We start from the raw sequence: 20,738 nt of genomic DNA, 5'->3' as shown, positions 1-20,738 counted from the left end.
GATATGCGATGAGCGAGCAAAGGGATGAATCAATCAACAATCAAGCGATAAGCAGGGAAGTAGACACATACACGGGCAGCAAGACGACAGCACATATTATTTCGCATACCCACTGGGATCGGGAGTGGTATTTGCCTTATGAGAAGCACCATATGCGCCTGATTAGCCTGATAGATTCTCTGCTGGATAAGCTGGAGCAGGACCCGGATTATAAAAGCTTTTATCTGGACGGGCAGACGATCATTCTGGAGGATTATCTACAGGTTCGGCCCGAGCATAAGGAACGTTTGGAGCAGCACATTCGCAATGGTCGTATTTTTATCGGACCCTGGTACATTTTGCAGGATGCTTTTCTGACCAGCGGCGAAGCCAATATACGCAATATGCAGATTGGGCACCGCGATTGTGAGCGTTACGGCAGTCCGTCCAAGATCGGATACTTCCCCGATACGTTTGGTCTGGTTGGGCAGACTCCGCAGTTCATGCAACAGTCGGGGATAACGAATGTTTTCTTCGGAAGGGGCGTAAAGCCGACAGGGTTTAACAATACAGTGTCGGATAGAGGCTACGAGTCCTCCTTTTCGGAACTGTTATGGACGGGGTCAGACGGATCGGAGGTACTCGGTATTTTATTTGCCAACTGGTATTCCAACGGCAATGAGGTTCCTGTAGATGAGGCGGAAGCCAAAATGTATTGGAAGCGTAAACTGGATGATGTGCAAAAATATGCTTCAACGGGTGAGCTGCTGTTCATGAACGGTTGCGACCATCAGCCTTTACAGCTTGATTTACCGGAAGCAATCCGTACGGCACAGAAGCTTTATCCGGATATCGAGTTTGTTCATTCCAATTTCAACGATTATCTGACTTCTCTGAAACGGACTTCCCAAAGGCAACTCTCGTCCGTGAAGGGAGAGCTTCGCAGTCAGCGCACGGACGGCTGGGGAACGCTGGTGAATACGGCTTCTGCTCGGGTGTATTTGAAACAGATGAACCAGTTGGGACAAGTGATGCTGGAAAAAGTGGCAGAGCCGCTTGCGACCGTCGCGCATCTGCTGGGGCAGGCTTATCCTCACCATTTGTTCACCTATGCCTGGAAAACACTGATGCAGAACCATCCGCATGACAGTATTTGCGGTTGTAGTGTGGACGAGGTGCACCGTGAGATGGTGACCCGGTTTGATAAGAGCCGTCATGTAGCCGAGAGCATTGTGGATGAAAGCATAGAGGTCATTGTGCAAGCAGTGGATACGACGGGCTTTAGCCGCTTTGGAGAAGATGCATTGCCACTCGCGATTTTTAATACGTCAGGCTGGGAGCGCAGTGGTATAGTGTCGGCAGAACTGGAAGTGGTGCGTCTGTACTTCCGTGAAGGATACACGCCTGAGGAGGCTGCTCATCAAGCGAAGAACGTTGATCTTTCCGGGCGCGTACTGGTGGACAGTGAAGGGAGTCCGGTGGCATGCAAGATGGAGGACCTCGGGCTACAGTTCGGTTATGATTTGCCGGATGATCGATTCCGCCAGCCTTACATGTCTCGTCGGGTTCGCCTTACCTTTGAGGTTGAACGTGTGCCCCTGCTAGGCTTAAAAACCTATGCTTGGCTGAGAAGTAGTGTCGAGACGGACTCCTCTTCCCTTTTTCATGGCAGTCGCAGTATGGAAAATGATTTACTTCACGTCGAAATTGCGGATAACGGCTCTTTTACCCTGACAGATAAGCGTACAGGCCGCAGCTACAAAGACCTTGGCGTATATGAAAATGTGGGTGATATCGGCAACGAGTATATGTTCAGACAGCCCGAGGGAGAGCAGGCACTGACTACCAAAGATTTGATTGCTGACATTCGTGTGCTTGAAGATACACCTTTTCTGGCATCCATCGAGATTATCCATCATTGGGAAATCCCGGCCTCTGCGGATGAAACGCTGGAGCAGGAGCAGCGAGAACTAGTTTATTATCCGTACCGCAAGGCTCAGCGCTCCTGGCAGACCGTTCCGCTGACGATACGGACCGTCATTTCTTTATCTAGGGACAGCAGAGGGGTTTCCATTGAAACCACCTTTAACAACCAGGGCAAGGATCACCGTCTTCGTGCTCTGTTTCCGACAGATATAGTTTCTGGTGAGCATCGGGTGGACTCGATGTTTGAAATTGCAATCCGGGACAATGAACCTGCACCTGAGTGGGAAAACCCAAGCAACACACAGCATCAGCAGGCGTTTGTGGATGTAAGCGGGGAACAGGCGGGTCTAACCGTAGCCAATCTCGGGTTGAATGAATATGAAATCATGCGTGATGGTCGTAACACGATTGCAATAACGCTGCTTCGCTCAGTTGGCGAGCTGGGGGATTGGGGATGGTTCCCGACGCCGGAAGCGCAGTGCCCAGGTGAGCGCACCGCTCGTCTGGAAATCATTCCACATGATGGCGACGGTATTCAGTCCGGCGCGTATACAGAAGCCTATCAATACCAAATTCCTTGGATTGTAAAACAAACGGGGATTCATGCGGGTACAGTTGCTTCAGATTATGCGCCGTTTGATTGGCAAAGCACGGAGCTTGCCTTTTCCTCTATGAAAATGAATGAGCTGTCGGGGGATGTGCTGCTACGCTGGTACAATATGAGCAATAGTATAGCCGAATTAATTATCAAGCCCGGGCCGCACCAGTGCGATTTTTATAAAAGTAATATCCTCGAAGAACCAGGAGAAGACATCGTAGTGGATTCTTCTAATGAGTTGCTTCAGTCTGTAAAGCCGCATGAAATTATCACACTGGGTTTTAAATTGAAGACCTAACAATAAAGTAAAGAAGGCCATAGCAAATTAACAAGCCCCGATGGAATAGCTTATCATCGGGGCTTGTTATCGTTTGCTAAAAGTAAATAGTAGCTAGGTTTACGGATTCAATCCGCGTTGCTTTTTTGACACAAGGCTCTCCTGACATGCTACTCATTTGCATTCATCATCTCAAGTAACACTTGATATACCACCGGTAAGGTGGTAAAACCGTCACTTTGCAAAAAGTGCCCCCCATGATCTACTTCGTGAAAATCAGCCTGCATATCTTCCGCTAGTTTCTTACTAAGTGCAAAGGGGACAATCGTATCGTCCTTTGAAGCTATAGCTGCACGTGCCTTTAGTGAATCCATAATTTGCTGATCATCCAAATGGTCAATTGTAAACTCATCTAATGATGGTAGGCTTGGCACTGGGTCAGTAAAACCGGAAACGAACACGGCGCCCCCCAGCGGTTCCGAGATATTTACTTGCTGCAGGTACCTTAATATGGATACACATCCCAAGCTATGACCAATAAAATAGGTGTCTTTATGTAAAACTTTAATATTTTGCAATAGATACTCAATCCACTCATTAAGCTTGGGCGCTTGCGAGGTGGGCATTTCTAGTATATCTACCGAAACCCCATCTTCCTGTAATTTGTCTTGTAACCAAGGAAACCAATGATCTGCTGGCGAAGCGGTGTATCCATGGATTATATATACTTGCTTTTGATTTTGTATGTTTGTCACAATACGTTCTCTCCCATCATCCAGTGTTTAGAACTTAATTTGCATATGTGCCTCACTTCATGCAGGCATTCCCCTCTAGTTTACCAAACTCCCCATGCTTATAAGTACTAAAATTGTGCATTTACGTAGCAAGTCCATGTATAAATTTGCCTGTTATAATATTCATTATTTTTGCAGTACTGTAATTTGACTTATAAATTTAAGCGCTTTCTACCGATATATATAGCATCACGTTTTGTAATCTACTTCATATTGTTGTTTGGAGGGCAGCATCAAGGGGGGATCGGAGTACTCGTGAAAGTTGAGAGCAGCGTGAACTATTATCCATAGACGAGCTGGAGGGGTTTGGATGAGTAACAAGCTATCGGACAGGACGAAAAAAGGAAAAGGGCTTAGAGATTTAAAGGTCACAACAACGATGATCTCCATGATTGTGATCAGCTTGGTGGGTTTGCTCATTGTATCGTTGGTAGGGGTTATCGGTATGTATCAAGCTAAAGAGGGTCAAGGTATTTTGTATGTGGATCGCTTTCAACACCAAACCAATATTCTTGAAGTCAAAAGTGATTTCTACAATATGCGGGCCAATTATACAAAAATACTCGACAATAAAGAGTATACAGATAAACAGTATAAGCAGGTACAGAAAGGAAAGGATAGTGTTACAACCGGGCTAAATGAATTTTCACAAAGGACATTGGATGCAAAGGAACAGAAATTGTATGAGGAACTAAGAGGCAGTATAGACACGTATTTTCAGGATATTGAACAGATCATGGCCGTCAAAAAAAATACTGGAACCTATGACACAGAAGAGAGAGGTCGGATTAATAAATCTAGTACGGCCATAGTTACGATGCTGACTACCATTTCAGATTATAACAATGAGCAATCCGCCAACCTATATCAAAATACGCAAAATGAGATAAAAATGCGCACAATTGTGTTGATCACGGTTCTGGCTCTCGTGCTGGCTGTTCTGATCACAATCTCCTTTGTGGCCATTCAAAACATTCGTTCCCGGATGAGCACCATTACGAAATACTGTGAAGAGATTACCCAAGGCAATTTAACGGCAGCACTTGATCCAGCCTTGCTCAAAGGAAATAATGAGATCGCTGTCATTGCTCGTGCTATTCAGCAAATGACAGATTCAACCTCAATGGTCATTACGGGAGTGATCAATGAGTCGCGCCAAATTAACCAGCTTAGCGATAAGACGAATCTGAATATGACAGATCTCAATGAACGGATTCGCGATGTATCCGCCACGGTCGAACAGCTGTCAGCAGCTATGGAGGAGACTTCAGCATACACCGAAAATATGAATCATTCTGCGGATGAAATGCAGCGGGCAGCAGAGTACATCTCGGTCAAAACTCAAGAAAGAGCTCAGTCTGCCTATGATACAAGTGTAAAGGCCGAAACGTTGAAGCAGGCGGCTAGTCAATCCAATAAAGCGGCCAAGGAAATTTACCAGAAGGCTAATGCAAAGATGACAGAAGCATTAGAACGAGCCAAGGCAGTAGATCAAATTCGTATACTTTCTCAGTCTATCTTGGAAATTACGGCACAAACCAATTTGCTGGCCCTAAATGCATCTATTGAAGCGGCTCGTGCCGGTGAGTCAGGTCGAGGGTTTGCGGTTGTAGCTAACGAGATTCGTAAGTTGGCAGACGGCTCCAAACACGCGGTAGACCAAATTCAGAGTGTTACTCAAGAGGTTGTGCAGTCTGTAGAAAATCTGACTACTAATGCCGAAGAATTACTGCACTTCCTGCAAACACAGGTGGGCAAGGATTATCAGCTGCTTGAGGACACAGCGGGACAATATTACACTGATGCTGTTGAGCACACGAACACAGTCAATGATTTGAACGCTACCTCTAAGCAGGTAAATGAAACCATCCAAACCATGGTGAGAGCGATCCATGAGATTGCAACCGCCAGCGAACAGTCTGCTATATCTACCCAGCACATTGCTGAGAATATGGTGTCATCAACGGAAAAATCTCGTGAAGTGGCACACCAGTCTGATCAGGTGAAGGAAAGCGCAGCTCGACTGAATGAGCTGGTCGAAGGCTTTAAAATTTAACGAGGACCATACGGTGATGGGTATTTAAATGAAGGACGAAGAAAAACAGTTGGGAGCCGTAAGAAGGCTCCCTTTTTGAGCAGACTCTACTAGATTGCTTTCGTCATCCAGTCAGGAGTCCAAATCTCGTAACTCTTCCTGTTCAGCCATTTGCATTAGCTTATAAATCTGCCGGGTTGTGTTCACATTCCGCACCGTCATTTGCTGATACAGCTTGGTGCCGACTAATTTCGTTAACCCGCTTTTGGTGACTTGTTCCTTGCTAACAGAAAACAGAACGGCCCCGGTCGTATATATGACATGCCCAATTCCCGGTTTCAAAGGAAGCTTGTCCAGAACGGAAATATCGTTAATTTCATCCCACAGAAACATTACATCACTTTTCATCTGTGTATCATTAGACCATTCATTCGGTAGTGCTTCCATAATGCTCTGAATCTCCTTCATATTACGGACGATGACACGGATGGGTAAGCTAAAATCCTCCAGAATCGCCTGTTCCAATACGAGCGATAGCTCCTGGTTGGACCGCTCCTGACTGGAAAATATGATATTTCCAGAATTGATGTAAGTCGTCACATGCCCCATACCTGCATGTTCAAACGTTTGCTTGAGCTTCTTCATCTCGATCTTGTTGTTGCCGCCGACATTGATGCCCCGCAGTAATGCGATATAGATCATAAAAAGCCCCACCTCTCTTTAACAAATAGGATTTCTAACAGAAGGATAGGTATTTCAGCAAATACGTGGTTTGGTTCTCGCCCAGTAAGTGATGCAGCAATGGTTTTACGTGCTCGATATATGCTGCTTTGGTTTCGTATGTATCTTCATCTACCAATTCTCCCTTAAAGGTACAGGCACCTTCAATCAGGATGGAAAGAGCCGTAAAGAAGTTAGCTAAAGAGTCGGCAACCTGCTGCGCTGCGCCACCTTCAATTGCAGCATATACAGGAGAATCGGGTGCGCTAGTATCGACAATGAGTGGATCGTCATTAAACGTGGCAATTACAACATGATGGGAGGGCCACGAAGAAGACTCTTGGACAAGCTCACCAGACGTAACGAAGCGATACCCCAGTTGTTGGCGATATAAATGTTCTGGTGCGACAAAAAAGAGAACTGCGGCATCCCCAACTTCAACTGCCGCGTTTTTTAATTTGTGTGTTCCCGCTGCCTTGGCATCGATCATTTCATAGTGGCTATACATGTATGCAAGCTCAGGAGATAGAGGAATCCGACTGTCCCAGCAATCTGTTATACTCTCTGAACGGGGCTGGATATCGTGGTCTTGGAACAGCCCGTAGGCTTCATTATACAAGTTTTGCTGGTGTACAAACCGGGTAAGCGCTTCATTTAACTGTTTCATAGGTGTGTATTCCTTTCTAGTCGTAGGCTATGACCTGCGACATCACGTTTTACTTTTAGCATTAAGATATCATAATATAGAAATGAAGAACATATGTTTCTGTAATTATGCTACCTTGCCAGTCGATCCAGAATAATTTTACAATATAGGAGTTCGAAAATAAGGTGTAAGGAGGAGAGAAATGTCTTTTTCTGAAATATACGATTACAAATTAAGAGCCTACTTTAATGAGCGCATTTCTGATTTGGATCATGAAAATCTATTTTATTCCTATCCTGATCAAGAGCAAAATTTAAGAATATTAACTCTGAATATAAATGAGCAGGATCATATTTCTTTAGTGCGATGGCATGATTTATTTGACAGGTCGCTATTTACCAAAATGGATCATCCCATTCTAAGCGTAACGGATGCTGAACGTCTGATTCGATTGCTTGCGCTTATTTTTAACATGTTTGATATACATAAAGATGTTGCTTATTGCAGAAAAAACTTATGTTGTGTTTATTATCAATATCAAGTTTCACATCTAGCAGAGAGAGGGAATGAATTCTCACTTACTCAGGATAGGCTATTTTTTCTTCACCTTCTCTTATTTGAATTGGGTTTAGGAGATGACATTTATGATCGTCTAACGATTGAAAATAATAAGATACTGTACAGTATGGAAGACGGACAGCAGTATGATTTGCACATTCTAATCGATATTTTGCATGAGCATATTAACAAAAATAAGATGGATATGGATACCCGAGCAACGCTGAGAAAAATAAAAAATTTGCAAGGCCAGTTGGTCAACTTCATCTTGGGCAGTCATGATGTATATGATTTTCCGTATGATGATTTCAACAAGTCGTTTGCAGAAGCAAAGATATTTATACAAGCCTATAACTCTAATAAAAATAGGGCATTAGAGGTGCTGATCGACTGTATCAATGAGCATCAATCTCCAACAGAGCAGTTCATCTCCCATTTGATCTTGATGAATTACTCCTATTTTGTTCTCAAAAGTAATCCTAGCGAAATTACATATTTTAAATTATTCTGCAAGAAAAAACCGGGAGTTTTTATGAAAGTATTGACTGCATTGCTTGAACTCGGATTTTTTGTCGATAATACTATCTTCGCAAATGCGGGTATACATTATGATTTATCCAGAGTAAAAGGGGTTAAATGATGCCATTCTCTCACGTTTCTTTACCTGATTTACCATCGCCTATCGGACGCCTTACGGCCATTCATCCTGTAAAAGGTGGCTCTCAGGGCAGCATAACCCTGCTAGCACTAAACACACAAGCAGAACTGTGGAGGCTAGAGCTGTATTCTGGTAACGCAGAATTATGTACACGTATTTGTATCCCTGATTTTAATCCCATGCAACCTGTCCAAATGGTGACCAGTCCTGACGAGAAGTACGTAGCCATATCCAATCGTTTTGGCCGGCATGCGGCAGTGTATGATTTAGTCCATGCTCAAGAAAAAATGCAATTATCGCGGGACGAATACCACTATGATAAAAGTATGTTTCCCCTGGCATTTGTACATCAAGACGGTATGTGTATCCTTGTTCATGGAACGGAATGGAACCGGCTGGATCTGACGGATATAGAAACAGGGAGGCTTTTGACTGCAAGACCTACCCCAGTTTATAACAATGAAAACAAGGATGAGCATTATCTAGATTATTTTCATGGGAGGCTGCTGGCTTCTCCAGAGGGAAAGTGGATTGCGGATACGGGATGGGTATGGGCTCCCTTGGGGGTGGTCCGAACTTGGTCATTATCTGATTGGCTACTGAACCCATGGGAATCGGAAAATGGTCCGTCAGTTCGCCATCTTTGGCAAACCATAGATTGGGATGGGCCAATATGCTGGACAGGACCTGATACATTGGCGGTATGGGGACAGATGGATGCCGATTTACTGGAGGAGGAAGATTGGGGAGAGGAAGGAGTGGAACCGGCGGTTGTCCTATTCGATATGACTCAGCCTGGGTACCGACGTGTGCTTTCTGCCATCCCCCCTCTAAACTGCAAGCCTGATGAATACCGGATTTACCCATATCCCCAAGCGGATATGACCGTTTGCGGCGACCGATTATTCTTATGGGGAAAAGAAGTCCCGCTTCAGGTATGGCGGCTTTCAAGCGGTGCGCGGGAACATGTAGATACGGAGCGATTTTCACTCATTTACCATCAAGAGGCAGGGATTTTCGTTGAATTACATCCAGATAGCGGTTGTAAAGCCTTGAGCTACGAATAATTAGCGTTACCGGATTTTCTTCCATCCTGGTCATACGGAAAAATATGCATTAGCTATAACAATTACAAAGGAGTGTACATCAAAATGGCACTGATCAAGGGTCGTTTTTGGGGATGCCTGGTTGGGCTGGCTGTGGGTGATGCTTTGGGAACCACAGTAGAGTTTAGCAGTCCAGGCACATTTGAACCTGTAACGGATATCGTAGGCGGTGGTGTATTTGGACTGAAGGCGGGGCAGTGGACAGATGATACGTCTATGGCACTCTGTTTGGCCGAGAGCATGGTGCGAAAAGATAGCTTTGATCCAGCAGATCAAATGCGCCGCTACACCAATTGGTACCACCTGGGATATATGAGCAGCACGGGAACGTGCTTTGATATCGGTGGTGCGACGAGAGCAGCACTGCATCGCTTCGAAGCCACTGGAGATCCATATAGCGGGTCCGTTGACCCCATGACTGCTGGTAATGGTTCGATTATGAGGCTTGCACCTGTCGCCATGGCCTATGCGAACCGCCCGAAAGAAGCCGTGATGTACGCCGAGCTGAGCTCGCGCACCACCCATGGAGCAGTCGAAAGTGTGGAGGCCTGTGCTGTGCTTGCTTCAATCCTTGTGGCAGGTCTGCGGGGAGCGGACAAGGAATCCATGTTATCAGCTGATGTCTGCTATAAGTGGCAGCAGCAGGAACAGTCAGCTTTTTCGGCAGCCATTGAAGAAATTATTCAGGGATCTTACAAGCATAAGGAGCCGCCCGAAATCCAAGGAAGCGGTTATGTTATTCGTTCCCTTGAGGCTGCGCTGTGGGCATTTCACCACTCGGCTTCATTTGAAGAGGGGGCACTGCTGGCCGTAAATCTGGGAGATGACGCAGATACGACCGGAGCAGTGTACGGCCAGATTGCAGGGGCTTATTACGGGCTAAACGGTATCCCGATCCACTGGCGCGAGAAGCTGGCAATGAAAGAGACGATTGATGAGCTGACTGAGGCTTTATGGCAGAAGGCCGACAAGGGCCAGACACTTTAAGAGGAACAGAGCATTTATAAAGATCAAGCTGGGTTGCTTTTTTATGAAGCAGAGCTCGGCTTTTTTTGTTCACTATCTTTTTAACGACGACTCATCTCTTGGGATAACTACCCATATCGCCATACTTCTGCCCTCCTCAGCTACATGTCCTTATGACAAAATGAAGTCAAGTACAAATCATACTTCACTTTACTGATCTTTTAGAGGAGGAACTACATTGTTACATCTAGATAAACAGCTTCATTCATTTGTCGATATTTCCAATAATATAGAAGGGTTTGAGATCGTTTCGACCCAATTTGGTCCTGATGGACGCGTGTATATTTTGCTCATTGATAAAGTCCCAGAACGAGTGCGGGGGATGTTCACGCCTGCCTCTCTTAAAGAGAAACGTACTTACAAGGTACTCATTATAGACGATCACATTCAAGAGGTGTGTTTGGAGGGGCAGCAGTTTAACTATCATTATGTACAGCCTCTACAAAATTATTTGTTACTCGTCGGAGCTCGTTGTCATTATTATGGACCTGATCAATACGATCTAAATGGTAAAGTTATTGATTATGAAGGCCGTACCGTGAATGAACTACTGCTCGGAGACGGTATCCAGAGTGTCCAGGTTACAAAAGAAGGTACGATCTGGACCAGTTATTTTGATGAAGGTATATTCGGGAATTATGGTTGGAATGAGCCTGTGGGGTCCTCCGGCCTTGTCGCCTGGAATAAAGAGGGACACAAAATATATGAGAACCAAGCGGCAGACATTCATGATTGCTATGCTTTGAACGTGGTTAGCGAACAGGAAATCTGGTTTTATTACTATTCAGACTTTTCATTAGGGTATATTTCCGGTAGCGACCGTACGAATATTACGTTTATGAATCCGAGGATTTCCGGCTGCTCCGGGGTGGCTAGAGATGGGTACCACTTTTTGTTCGACGGCGGGTATGGCAAGAATGGACAATATGTCCTGAAAAAGAATGTGAAGCCAGGCAGCTTGAGCAAAGGACAACACATTCGCTTTTTAAATGACGATCAAAAGTTCCTTCAACCGCATGAACAGGATTTCAGAAAAGATCGCCTGCTGCTCCGTGAAGGTTCTCTGCTGTATCAGGTGGCTGTTGAAGAGATAGTATAAAAACCCACGTCAGACGTGGGTTTTTCCTTAACACCAAAAATACTTATTCATACGTTTTGACAAGCTCATTCAGGGAGGTAATGGTGCTTCCTTCCCCAATAGCACCGAATTTCCACTCCCCTCCATAGCGGTAGACTTCACCTACACGGATGCTACACATCCCTTTATAGTCCTCTGTCAAATTGTATCGGAGAATCTCTTCATCTTGCGACGCATCCAATACTCGAATATAAGCATTGTTCACCATACTGAAATCCTTACGTCTACCAAAGCTGAAAAAACGGAATATATTCACAATAAATACGACTCTATGCACTTCAGGTGGTAGTTGTTGAAGGGATACAGTAATGACTTCATCATCACCGTCACCATGTCCTGTCAAGTTATCACCACTATGTACGACGGCCCCGCAAGGGCTATTTTTGTTTCCGAAATATACTAGATTTTTCGTCTGAGTCAGCTTGCCGTTCTCATTAAGAAGCAGTGCTGACGCATCAATATCCATGGATCTACCCCTCATAGGGTCCCATCCAAGCCCTACTTTTAGTACGGATAAGTGTGGATTATTTTTGGTCAGGTCTACCTTCTGCCCTTTAACTAGACTAATACTCAACGTTATGCCTCCCTATCATTATTTTTGTTCTACTCTGAAATTGTAGCATATATATAGAAGGATATAATCTATTCGTAACTTCACAGATTTTTTTCCGTATAAAGATAAAAACATGATCCAAATTCGTTCCCTTAGGGAGAAATGCAACCATGTTTAAACAAAATGAGAAGTTGAGGTAATGCATCATATGAATGAAAAATTTCGAGCCGATACAGGATACCAGCTGGCTGAGCAGAAGGCGCTCCAGTATTTTGCATCACTCTATAATCAGGTCAAGGATAAGACTTATGTGACTTCTCTTACAGAAGATATCCATATATGGAAAAGGAATCATATCCGTCCTTCTTCATGGTTATCCTTCTTTTCGCGGAATAAGAGAAAGCCGGATACTCGGGATTATGACAGATACATTCAATGGCTGAGTTACACAGGCAAATTGGATGATTATCTGAAGCGAAGTGTCTCTTATATTTACATGAGGGATCTAGGCAAGGCTCTAGATTCTGCGAACACACAGACCCGGATTCAGCGCGTTATTGCTGACGTGAAAAGATATTTGCTTCAACCCACCCGTGCTAATAGAAGAAATCAACCGGAGTTTATGAATATAGCCGGGGTGTATCGGTGGTCTCAAAAGGAAGGGATCGAAGCCACTGTAATCTGGCTAATCAACAAGCTTAACTCTGTATCTTCTCATATTCCCGAGGAAATGGATGCAGAGCACGCCCAGCGCAAACTGATTAAAATCATCATTGGGGTTATTCTGCATGTGATGGAAGAAATGGACGAAGCCGTGTCACCTGTTGAACGTTCGCGCAGACTGGATGAAGCGATTAGGCTTGGGTATTCCTATGGGCTGACCTATCCTTTTATTGATGATCTTCTCGATTCTCAGCTGTTGACCGTTCAAGAGAAAGAACAATACTCCCATATGATACGTACTGCGCTTCTTACCGGATCTGTGCCAGAGCTGGGCGACTGGACCGGTGAGCATATGAATTTCATTTGCTATATCCATTCGGAGCTCTCGGATGCTTTTGAGTTTATTAAGGCACATCAGCGGTCAGACACACAGCAAACCTTTTTCGAGCAGTCCTACGTTTTCTTTCATTCTCAAGATATCGATCGGGATAAGGATCTAGCGAAAGCCAATTACACCAATGAAGAACTTTATATACCCGTGATTTTAAAATCTGCTTCTTCCCGCTTGATTGTCCGTTCCGTGATAAGTGCTCCTGAGGATGAAGGGTTTGAGCAACGAACATTCTATTACGGTATCTACAACCAGCTTGCTGATGATTTTGCGGATATGGCTGACGATATGAGAGACGGTGCAGTAACACCCTATACCTATTATCTAAAATATCATCAGCAAAGATCGGATTTGATCAATCCCTTCGAACTATACTGGGCGGTCATTTCTAATTTGATCCATAACGTGTATCATTCCGATGCCACGGCTCGCGAGGTGATACTGGACCGTGCAATAAATGGACTCAAACGTTATAAAGAACGGGTAGGTGCAGAAAAGTACAATGAAATAATGGAAATTTTTGCATCCGGAAATCCGGAATTCAATCGTCTCATTCAGAAGATGGTGGGCAAAGCAGAGGATGTAGATTTCTTCGATAAGCTGCTTCGTGACCAGATGATTACCCATTTGAAAAACGATTCGAGGGAAAAGGAAGACTTTATGAATACGGTCAAAACCGTCCGGGACCAGATTAACAACCAATTGAAAATAACCAAGCCTTCTGGGATCGAGGCCATGAAAGAACAGCTTATTGATGCTGCCAATTATAGTCTTGAGGGGGATGGGAAAAGGATACGTCCTATTTTGACTTGGGTCATGGGCGTAAATGAATATGGTTTAGACGCTTCGGCAATCGTACCTCTTCTGCGATCATTGGAATATATGCATACAGCCTCCCTGATTTTTGATGATTTGCCTTCCCAGGATAACGCCTCTACCCGTAGAGGGCGTCAGACATTACATCAGGTGCACAATAGCGCTACTGCGGAATTAACCGGTCTGTATCTGATCCAGAAGGCCATCGGGGAGCAATCGTCACTGAACCAGTTCAATGCTGAGACGGTGCTTGCCTTGATCCAATACTCGGCCCGTAAGGCAGAGGATATGTGTATGGGTCAGGCGATGGATCTGGATTCCAAAGGAAAGGCTTTGACCTTGGAGCAGCTGAATATGATGTGCTTTTACAAAACAGGAGTGGCGTTTGAGGCTTGTCTCGTTATGCCAGCCATGCTCGCACAGGCCGAGGAATCAGAGATTGCTGCTTTGCAGAAATTCGCCTATCATATGGGGATTGCGTTTCAGATTAAAGATGATTTGCTTGATGTGGAAGGAGATACGCACTTACTTGGAAAACCTGTGGGTCAGGATTCGGATAACAATAATTCAAATTTCGTGTCCATCCTTGGCTATGAAGGTGCTAGTAAAGAGATGTGGGAGCACTATTGCCTTGCCATGGAAGCATTAAAAGAGGTGCCACGCAATATCTCTTTTTTGAAGCACTTAATGAATTATATCGTGGACCGGGATCGGTAAAAAGGATTATACCCCGTGGCTCCATAGGAGTGGTGGGGTGTTTGTACGTTGAGCCAGCAGAGAGCTGCTCATGCTCCTTTTCTTCTCCTTGGTGATCATCTAATGTAACGCAGATACCTCTGAACAATCACAGTAAAGATGTGAATATCTGGTGACTTCAGTACCGTATTTTATCCGTTACGGCGCGTTCTCTATTATAATGATTTAAAGACGGACAAGGAGATGAACTCCAGATGAAAAAGGGAATCTTGGTCGCTTCAGGCTTGGTTGTTGCGGCATTGGGCACGTATCTGATTACTGGAAATTTTCAGAAAGAAGGAGCGGACAAGCTCGGGACAACAGATATCAAGCGATTGGTGCATGATATCAGTGCAGGCAAGGCAACAGCCCAATCCGCTTCTATTAATTCCAGTCAGTTGATGGTCACCGGGAACGATACTCGACCCATGACTTATAATTTGCCTGACAACGAGTTTTTTGTTTCGATTGCGCCATATGTAGACCAGACCCACCCTTGCGCAACTCATAGTCTAACGGGCTGCCAAGGCGAAATAAAAAACGGAGAATTCAATGTGACCGTTCACGACATCGAAGGGAATGTCATCATGGAGAATGCTGCCATGAAATCACAACCCAATGGTTTTATTGATCTATGGCTGCCAAGGGACAAAACCTACCGCATTAGCGTGAATCATGAAGGTAAAACGGCCCAAACGGAATTCTCTACATATGAGAAAGACGATACATGTATCACGACGATGCAGTTGGGTTAACGACGGAGGATGAGGGTTGAGCTTATGGATCGCTGAAACGCTCTAAGTCCGCAAAACCCTGCGTTCTCATACATAGCTTTTAGTAAAGAGCCTGCGTCTGACGGAGGCTCTTTGTGCTGCTTTTGTTAGGTTGTAGAACAAATTTTGAGGGAGTCTATGAGGGGTCAACTGGCAACTAAAGTTGTTAAGCCAAGCTTTTCTTTGGAGCAATAGCTTAAGACTAAGATACGAAACTTTAAATTGCGTTTATTAAAAATTCATTAAAATTCAATGGAAAGTATATTAATACAACTGTAAACTTCCGACATATTATTTAAGAGCTTTTCGCTCACTATTCTTTGGGAGATGAAACCATGTTACAAAGTATTAAGAATCGCCTATCCAAATCATTGAGCATGGCCAACACATTGGCCATGGTCTTGTTAGTCATTATCGTTCTCGTTTTTGCAACCTTGGGGACGTTCATGTATTCAAGCACGCAAAGCATGCTTGTCAAGCAGCAAGAGGCCATGCTCCAGACCAAGACGCAGGCCACAGTCAGTCAATTTGATGCGTTATTTAAGGAAAAGGGCTCGCTTGTCCAACAAATGTCAACCAATAATCTCTTTAAGAAATATATAGAGACTACTGAATCGGCTGAGATGGTGAAAACTTCTCCATATGCTGCAGAAACCGAAGCGACCCTAGCAGCGATTGTAAAGGCAGAGCCATCTTTTGCCGATGCTTGGATTGCGGGAATAGCTGGCAAAGGTTTCTATTTACAGAATGATGGTATTACTTCCAAGCCGGACTTCGATATTCATACACGCCCATACTTCAAGCCAGCTGTTGAAGCAGACGGTTTATACTACTCAGAACCCTATAAGGACGTCAATTCGGGTAATATGATCATGGGCATTTTCTATCCAATCAAGGATAAAAGTAACCAATTAATCGGATTTGCAGTTGTTGATATTGCCTTAAAAGACATCCCTGCCATTATGCAAAGCTATTCGCTTGGAAGCACAGGCTATTCGATTCTTGCATCCAAAACAGGTGATATTTTGTATCACCCTGATCAAAATAAAGTGCTGAAAGAAAAGATTAACGAAAACACAGGAGATCTTGGCGAGATTGGCAAGAAAATGATTGCCGGTGAGTCCGGAGTACAGTTGATTTATGATAATGGGGAACCTCGTTATATCGGGTATGGAACCAGTAAAGATACAGGGTGGTCTGTAGGCTTAACCATTTCTCAACAAGAGGCGCTCGCAGAATTAAAAGCGTTTACCCAAATTATTATCGGCGGTTTTTCGGCAGCCACCATCCTGCTCGTTGTGATTTGTTATATAACGCTCCGCTATCAGTTAAGAGCAATCCCGAAATTGCTCGCCAAAATCAAGATGATTGAGAATGGAGATATGACCGTTCAGTTTGATACGCATTCCAACAACGAAATCGGGCAAATTCATCAAGGAGTTTACAATATGGTTCAAAAAATTCAAGGTATGCTCCAATTGGTGGGTGGATCAGCCCAAGTCTTGAATCAGTCTTCTCATGATTTGCAATCCATTTCTTCCAGAACTGCAATCACGATGAACGATACGGCGACAGCAATCAATGAAATTGCCAATGCGACGAACTACCAGTCCATTGAAACAGATAACATTTTGCAGAAAACTGGAGCATTATCCGGACAAATTGACGAAATTGCCAATGATACAAAAGCCATCGAATCTATGGTGCAAACCTCGGTCGAACAAAGCGGACAAGGGCTTGCGGTAGTAGACCAGCTATCCAAATGGGCGGAAGAAAATCATAATTCCACCCAAGCGATGTCGGCAATCATTCAGGATATCGATCTGAGCCGTCATGAGATTTCGAGCATTGTGGGTACGGTCAACCAAATTGCAACACAGACCAACCTGCTGGCGCTTAATGCTTCCATAGAAGCTGCACGTGCGGGAGAACAGGGCAAAGGGTTTGCTGTGGTTGCCGGAGAGGTTCGCAAGCTGGCTGAGCAGACGGCGCTGGCGACACAGGAAATCTACAAGAAGGTCCGTGTCATCGAAGAAAAAACCAGTGTATCGGTTGAGCATACCGTTCATGGTCTGAAAATTGCAGAAGAAAATGCCAGATCGGTGGAGGACACGAAGCAAGTGTTCTTTAGCATTAACAAGGATTTGGAAGATTTGAAATTACGAATGATCCAGATCAGCACGAACACCTCCAAAGTCCACAAGCACAAAGATGAGATTTTACAGGCGTTGGAGATCATCTCTTCCACTACCGAAGAGAATTCCGCTTCAACCGAAGAGGTTAGCGCCAGCACGCAGGAACAATTGGAGAGCTTCGAACAGGTTGCTGAACTATCCAAACAATTAAACCAATTGTCCACTAAGCTGCAAGACGAATTAAAACAGTTCAAGGTCGAGTAACATGGTAGGTGGCGGCGATGCTATGGGATGATGTGACGGAGGAACTGGACAAGTAAAGGCAAGACACTTTATGATAATGAAAATTGGACTTAATGAATCAATAATTCACTCTGAAAGAATCAGGGACTTAAGATGAATATCCATCTTAAGTCCCTTTTTTTGTGTAAAATTAGATTTCCAATTTTTTGAACGGCTGATATACTAAGGAGGCAAGTGATATGAAGATAAACCTACTTTATCGGGATAAAAAAACGATTGGCGTACGGTTGGAGCGATACGGAGTCAAGGAAAGAGAAGGGATTCGATCCATACCGGGCAGGAAATGGGTTCCAGACGAAAAAATCTGGGCGATTCCGTACAGTATCTCGGCTGTAGAAAGCCTGTTGGAAGCGTATCGGAGTTGTAAGTTCGAGTGCGACGAGCGATTGAATAAAGAGCTGCCGTACATCCTGGAGTGGCTGGATCGTCGGGACGCGCAGGCTAATGTGGTTCCCTCATCTTCGGAACGAGGTGAATGGAATTCGGATCAGCGGCAAGAAATGCGCGATGCATTGGTGGCAAGGGGCTACAGCAGCAAGACGATTAAAGCATACATATCGCAAACGGAACGTTTTTTTGCCGGATTGCAAGGGACCGAAGCAAGCATAAATGATGCGGCGGTGCAAAAATATGCGTTGGCGCTGCTCGAAAAAGGCCTTTCGCACGCTTATGTTAACCAAGCGATCAGCGCGCTGAAATTTTACTTTCGCCATGTGCTAAAGCAGCCCAAATCCGCCGCCTATGTTCGTCCGAAAAAGGAGAGTAAACTGCCAGATGTGCTGTCCCTGAATGAGGTTATGCGTCTGTTGAAAGCAGTGAAAAATCTAAAGCATAAGGCTATTCTGTACCTGACGTATACATCCGGGCTGCGGGTAAGCGAAGTGGTGAGGTTGCGTCTTGAAGACTGCGACCGTGAACGGAAAGTACTGAAAGTTCGTCAGGGAAAGGGCAGGAAGGATCGGCAAACGCTGCTATCCGAAGCGGCTTTTGCGGTGGTCGAGCAGTATATAGGGGTGGAGCAGCCAGCAGACTGGCTGTTTCCAGGGCAGAGGGAAGGCCGCCACCTGACGGAACATTCAGCGTAGAAAGTGTTTGAAAAAGCGCTGGCTGAAGCGGGCATTCGCAAACAGGTGAGTATCCATTCGCTAAGGCATTCCTTTGCGACCCACTTGCTGGAGAATGGGATTGATCTTCGCTATATTCAGGAACTCTGCTAGGGCATCAGAGTGTACGAACGACGGAGCGGTATACACATGTGAACAGACGGGACATTGGGCGGATTCAAAGTCCGTTGGATCGGATGAGCGGGCTGGAGGATTGAAACGCAGAAAGTGCGGAAATTAGGAGAAAAGTGCAGGATTCACGAAGTTCGTGAATATGACGAAGAGAGTATTCTTTCGGAAGTTCGTAAATAAGGCGTTATACGACAGAATCAAATTGAAAAAGAGCCAGAAGGCTCTCAATCTAAAGGTATATGTAATTCGTTATGCAGGTGAAGAGCGTCCTTAAAACCTTGCAAATAAATTTCACGTTCTAAAATAGCTTGAACAGAAAGCTCAGCATCATCGTAAAGAAATAGGGTCTTCTGTATATTCTCCGGTACTCCTTCATGTAACTGCTTGAAGTAAAGATTCCGTTCGGATGAGAACTGGTTGTAGCTGAAGTTGTTTTTGATAAAGAAAATATACTTTCATATAATTAAAGAAAAATTCACTTGATGTGTGAAAGGAATATCAGATGATAAGTTATAAACCTTTTCAAAAATTATTGATCGACAGGGAGATTAAGAAGCAGGATTTATTGAAAATGACAGGTATCTCGTCTGCTACAATGGCGAAGCTCAATACGAATGAGTATGTATCGTTAGAAGTGATTGATAAATTATGTGCGGCTTTAAGTTGTCAGCCAGGAGATTTATTGGAGCATATAGCAGAACAATGACAGATTAGAATCAAGAATGAATGTTGGTTAATCGAAGAAGTGATTCCATCGTATAACATAATATTCAAGCAGCGGTTCCCTTTCGGAACCTTGGTCTGCGAGAAGGATTTCAGGGAAGCATTTCAGCAGACAACCCTTCGGGGTTCATGAATACAGAAACGTTATGTGGAATCCTAAAAAATGAGAGGAACAGAAATGACAACACAATTTAATTTTAATAAATTGAATAACATTTATGCAGAGGCTATCGCATCGGATGATAAAACATTAATCTTTGAAACCCAAGTTGGAAAAGGAAGATTCTTATTTATGATGTTTTTATCAGATGAAGACAAAGATTCAAAAGACAAATTATTTATATATCTGAGAAACACCAACCTTATAAAGCCTGTAAAGGTATATGGTAACCATAGTAAAGGTCAGTTTGAAGTATATATAAAAGATGAATTGAAAGAAGTTCTAATAAAGGAATTACAGCTAAATTCAAGTTCAGGTTCTTTTGATTTTAAGAACTTTCTTGAACAGCTTAATAGTAGCATTCCTCAAAGCATAAATCGTAACAACAAAATTACTGAATTAAGAAAAAATAGAAGCATAATAAGCGAGTTAAAAGTAGTAGATGAAGCTGATAAAACAGTGTTAAAGCACGAAGTGAAACTTCCTGAAAACAAAAAGCCTCAAGATAAAACTTTAAGAAAATTATATGTTTATACTGATGGAGCTGTTGAAGATATAGCCGAGTTAATTCAACTGCTCAAGAAATTTAATATGACTGTGGCATGGACAACAAAAGACAAAGAAAATAACACTTCAAGTGTAAAAGCATTGTTGGGTAAGCTAAACAACTAAACGAACTTCATATAACATAATATTCACGCTGCGGGCATACGCCCTGGGTTCGGCATTCGCCGGCCACCCAGCCTACGCTGGGTCGTGAATACAGGAACGTTATGTGTAATTATTGAAA

At 44.0% G+C, this 20,738-nt stretch carries 15 protein-coding genes and 1 pseudogene; 12 read left to right on the top strand and 4 right to left on the bottom strand.

Annotation, left to right across the window (positions count from 1 at the left end; translation table 11 throughout):
* The first annotated feature begins 8 nt into the window (after positions 1-8).
* Entirely contained in the window at positions 9-2,801 is a 2,793-nt protein-coding gene (locus MKX36_RS17390) for an alpha-mannosidase (protein WP_340865184.1), read from the top strand.
* A gap of 149 nt (positions 2,802-2,950) precedes the next feature.
* Here the strand turns inward: MKX36_RS17390 and MKX36_RS17385 are convergent, their stop codons facing one another.
* Positions 2,951-3,535, bottom strand: coding sequence for an RBBP9/YdeN family alpha/beta hydrolase (locus tag MKX36_RS17385; protein ID WP_340865182.1), 585 nt, complete (start codon positions 3,533-3,535; stop codon positions 2,951-2,953).
* Positions 3,536-3,884: 349 nt separating this feature from the next.
* Here MKX36_RS17385 and MKX36_RS17380 point away from each other — a divergent pair, with 349 nt between their 5' ends.
* Positions 3,885-5,630, top strand: a complete 1,746-nt coding sequence (locus tag MKX36_RS17380; RefSeq protein ID WP_340865180.1) for a methyl-accepting chemotaxis protein — start codon at positions 3,885-3,887, stop codon at positions 5,628-5,630.
* Positions 5,631-5,741: 111 nt separating this feature from the next.
* Here the strand turns inward: MKX36_RS17380 and MKX36_RS17375 are convergent, their stop codons facing one another.
* Complete coding sequence (locus MKX36_RS17375; RefSeq protein WP_016821743.1) at positions 5,742-6,311, bottom strand: DUF1697 domain-containing protein; 570 nt, start codon at positions 6,309-6,311, stop codon at positions 5,742-5,744.
* 34 nt (positions 6,312-6,345) lie between these two features.
* Positions 6,346-6,996 (bottom strand): hypothetical protein, encoded by a 651-nt coding sequence (locus MKX36_RS17370; protein ID WP_025365472.1) that lies wholly within the window; start codon positions 6,994-6,996, stop codon positions 6,346-6,348.
* Positions 6,997-7,177: 181 nt separating this feature from the next.
* Here MKX36_RS17370 and MKX36_RS17365 point away from each other — a divergent pair, with 181 nt between their 5' ends.
* The 4 genes from MKX36_RS17365 (at position 7,178) to MKX36_RS17350 (ending at position 11,422) form a co-directional block, all read left to right on the top strand.
* Complete coding sequence (locus tag MKX36_RS17365) at positions 7,178-8,173, top strand: hypothetical protein (protein ID WP_340865177.1); 996 nt, start codon at positions 7,178-7,180, stop codon at positions 8,171-8,173.
* Positions 8,173-9,258: a hypothetical protein gene (locus tag MKX36_RS17360; protein ID WP_340865175.1), complete on the top strand. Its 1,086-nt coding sequence runs from the start codon at positions 8,173-8,175 to the stop codon at positions 9,256-9,258. Before MKX36_RS17365 ends, MKX36_RS17360 begins: the two co-directional genes overlap by 1 nt.
* An 84-nt stretch (positions 9,259-9,342) precedes the next feature.
* Complete coding sequence (locus tag MKX36_RS17355; RefSeq protein ID WP_340865174.1) at positions 9,343-10,284, top strand: ADP-ribosylglycohydrolase family protein; 942 nt, start codon at positions 9,343-9,345, stop codon at positions 10,282-10,284.
* A 217-nt stretch (positions 10,285-10,501) separates the two neighbouring features.
* Complete coding sequence (locus MKX36_RS17350) at positions 10,502-11,422, top strand: hypothetical protein (RefSeq protein WP_340865173.1); 921 nt, start codon at positions 10,502-10,504, stop codon at positions 11,420-11,422.
* Positions 11,423-11,465: 43 nt separating this feature from the next.
* Here MKX36_RS17350 and MKX36_RS17345 read toward each other — a convergent pair whose 3' ends face one another.
* On the bottom strand, positions 11,466-12,035 hold the full coding sequence (locus tag MKX36_RS17345) for a TerD family protein (protein WP_040103221.1): 570 nt from the start codon (positions 12,033-12,035) through the stop codon (positions 11,466-11,468).
* A gap of 178 nt (positions 12,036-12,213) precedes the next feature.
* On the opposite strand from MKX36_RS17345, the gene MKX36_RS17340 reads away from it, so the two are divergent.
* From MKX36_RS17340 to MKX36_RS17315, 6 genes and pseudogenes are all read left to right on the top strand, one after another.
* Positions 12,214-14,601, top strand: a complete 2,388-nt coding sequence (locus tag MKX36_RS17340; RefSeq protein ID WP_340865172.1) for a polyprenyl synthetase family protein — start codon at positions 12,214-12,216, stop codon at positions 14,599-14,601.
* Between the two features lie 233 nt (positions 14,602-14,834).
* Complete coding sequence (locus MKX36_RS17335; RefSeq protein ID WP_340865170.1) at positions 14,835-15,374, top strand: CueP family metal-binding protein; 540 nt, start codon at positions 14,835-14,837, stop codon at positions 15,372-15,374.
* Between the two features lie 353 nt (positions 15,375-15,727).
* Positions 15,728-17,791: a methyl-accepting chemotaxis protein gene (locus tag MKX36_RS17330; protein ID WP_107733213.1), complete on the top strand. Its 2,064-nt coding sequence runs from the start codon at positions 15,728-15,730 to the stop codon at positions 17,789-17,791.
* Positions 17,792-18,009: 218 nt separating this feature from the next.
* Positions 18,010-19,047 (top strand): annotated as a pseudogene (locus MKX36_RS17325) (tyrosine-type recombinase/integrase).
* Positions 19,048-19,567: 520 nt separating this feature from the next.
* Entirely contained in the window at positions 19,568-19,771 is a 204-nt protein-coding gene (locus MKX36_RS17320) for a helix-turn-helix domain-containing protein (protein WP_031461903.1), read from the top strand.
* Positions 19,772-19,966: 195 nt separating this feature from the next.
* Complete coding sequence (locus MKX36_RS17315; RefSeq protein WP_340865168.1) at positions 19,967-20,620, top strand: hypothetical protein; 654 nt, start codon at positions 19,967-19,969, stop codon at positions 20,618-20,620.
* The last annotated feature ends 118 nt before the right edge of the window (positions 20,621-20,738 follow it).

Source organism: Paenibacillus sp. FSL W8-0439, assembly GCF_038008995.1.
In the GTDB taxonomy this organism is placed as follows: domain Bacteria; phylum Bacillota; class Bacilli; order Paenibacillales; family Paenibacillaceae; genus Paenibacillus; species Paenibacillus polymyxa.
Note: the sequence above shows the minus strand (reverse complement) of the source record. Positions and strands in the feature narration are given on the sequence as shown.

Excerpts from the sequence above, each read along its gene's own strand:
- MKX36_RS17365 (WP_340865177.1), top strand. The coding sequence starts at position 7,178 with ATGTCTTTTTCTGAAATATACGATTACAAATTAAGAGCCTACTTTAAT.
- MKX36_RS17370 (WP_025365472.1), bottom strand. The coding sequence starts at position 6,996 with ATGAAACAGTTAAATGAAGCGCTTACCCGGTTTGTACACCAGCAAAAC.
- MKX36_RS17355 (WP_340865174.1), top strand. The coding sequence starts at position 9,343 with ATGGCACTGATCAAGGGTCGTTTTTGGGGATGCCTGGTTGGGCTGGCT.
- MKX36_RS17390 (WP_340865184.1), top strand. The coding sequence starts at position 9 with ATGAGCGAGCAAAGGGATGAATCAATCAACAATCAAGCGATAAGCAGG.
- MKX36_RS17315 (WP_340865168.1), top strand. The coding sequence starts at position 19,967 with ATGACAACACAATTTAATTTTAATAAATTGAATAACATTTATGCAGAG.
- MKX36_RS17335 (WP_340865170.1), top strand. The coding sequence starts at position 14,835 with ATGAAAAAGGGAATCTTGGTCGCTTCAGGCTTGGTTGTTGCGGCATTG.
- MKX36_RS17330 (WP_107733213.1), top strand. The coding sequence starts at position 15,728 with ATGTTACAAAGTATTAAGAATCGCCTATCCAAATCATTGAGCATGGCC.
- MKX36_RS17375 (WP_016821743.1), bottom strand. The coding sequence starts at position 6,311 with ATGATCTATATCGCATTACTGCGGGGCATCAATGTCGGCGGCAACAAC.
- MKX36_RS17360 (WP_340865175.1), top strand. The coding sequence starts at position 8,173 with ATGCCATTCTCTCACGTTTCTTTACCTGATTTACCATCGCCTATCGGA.
- MKX36_RS17380 (WP_340865180.1), top strand. The coding sequence starts at position 3,885 with ATGAGTAACAAGCTATCGGACAGGACGAAAAAAGGAAAAGGGCTTAGA.
- MKX36_RS17320 (WP_031461903.1), top strand. The coding sequence starts at position 19,568 with ATGATAAGTTATAAACCTTTTCAAAAATTATTGATCGACAGGGAGATT.
- MKX36_RS17340 (WP_340865172.1), top strand. The coding sequence starts at position 12,214 with ATGCATCATATGAATGAAAAATTTCGAGCCGATACAGGATACCAGCTG.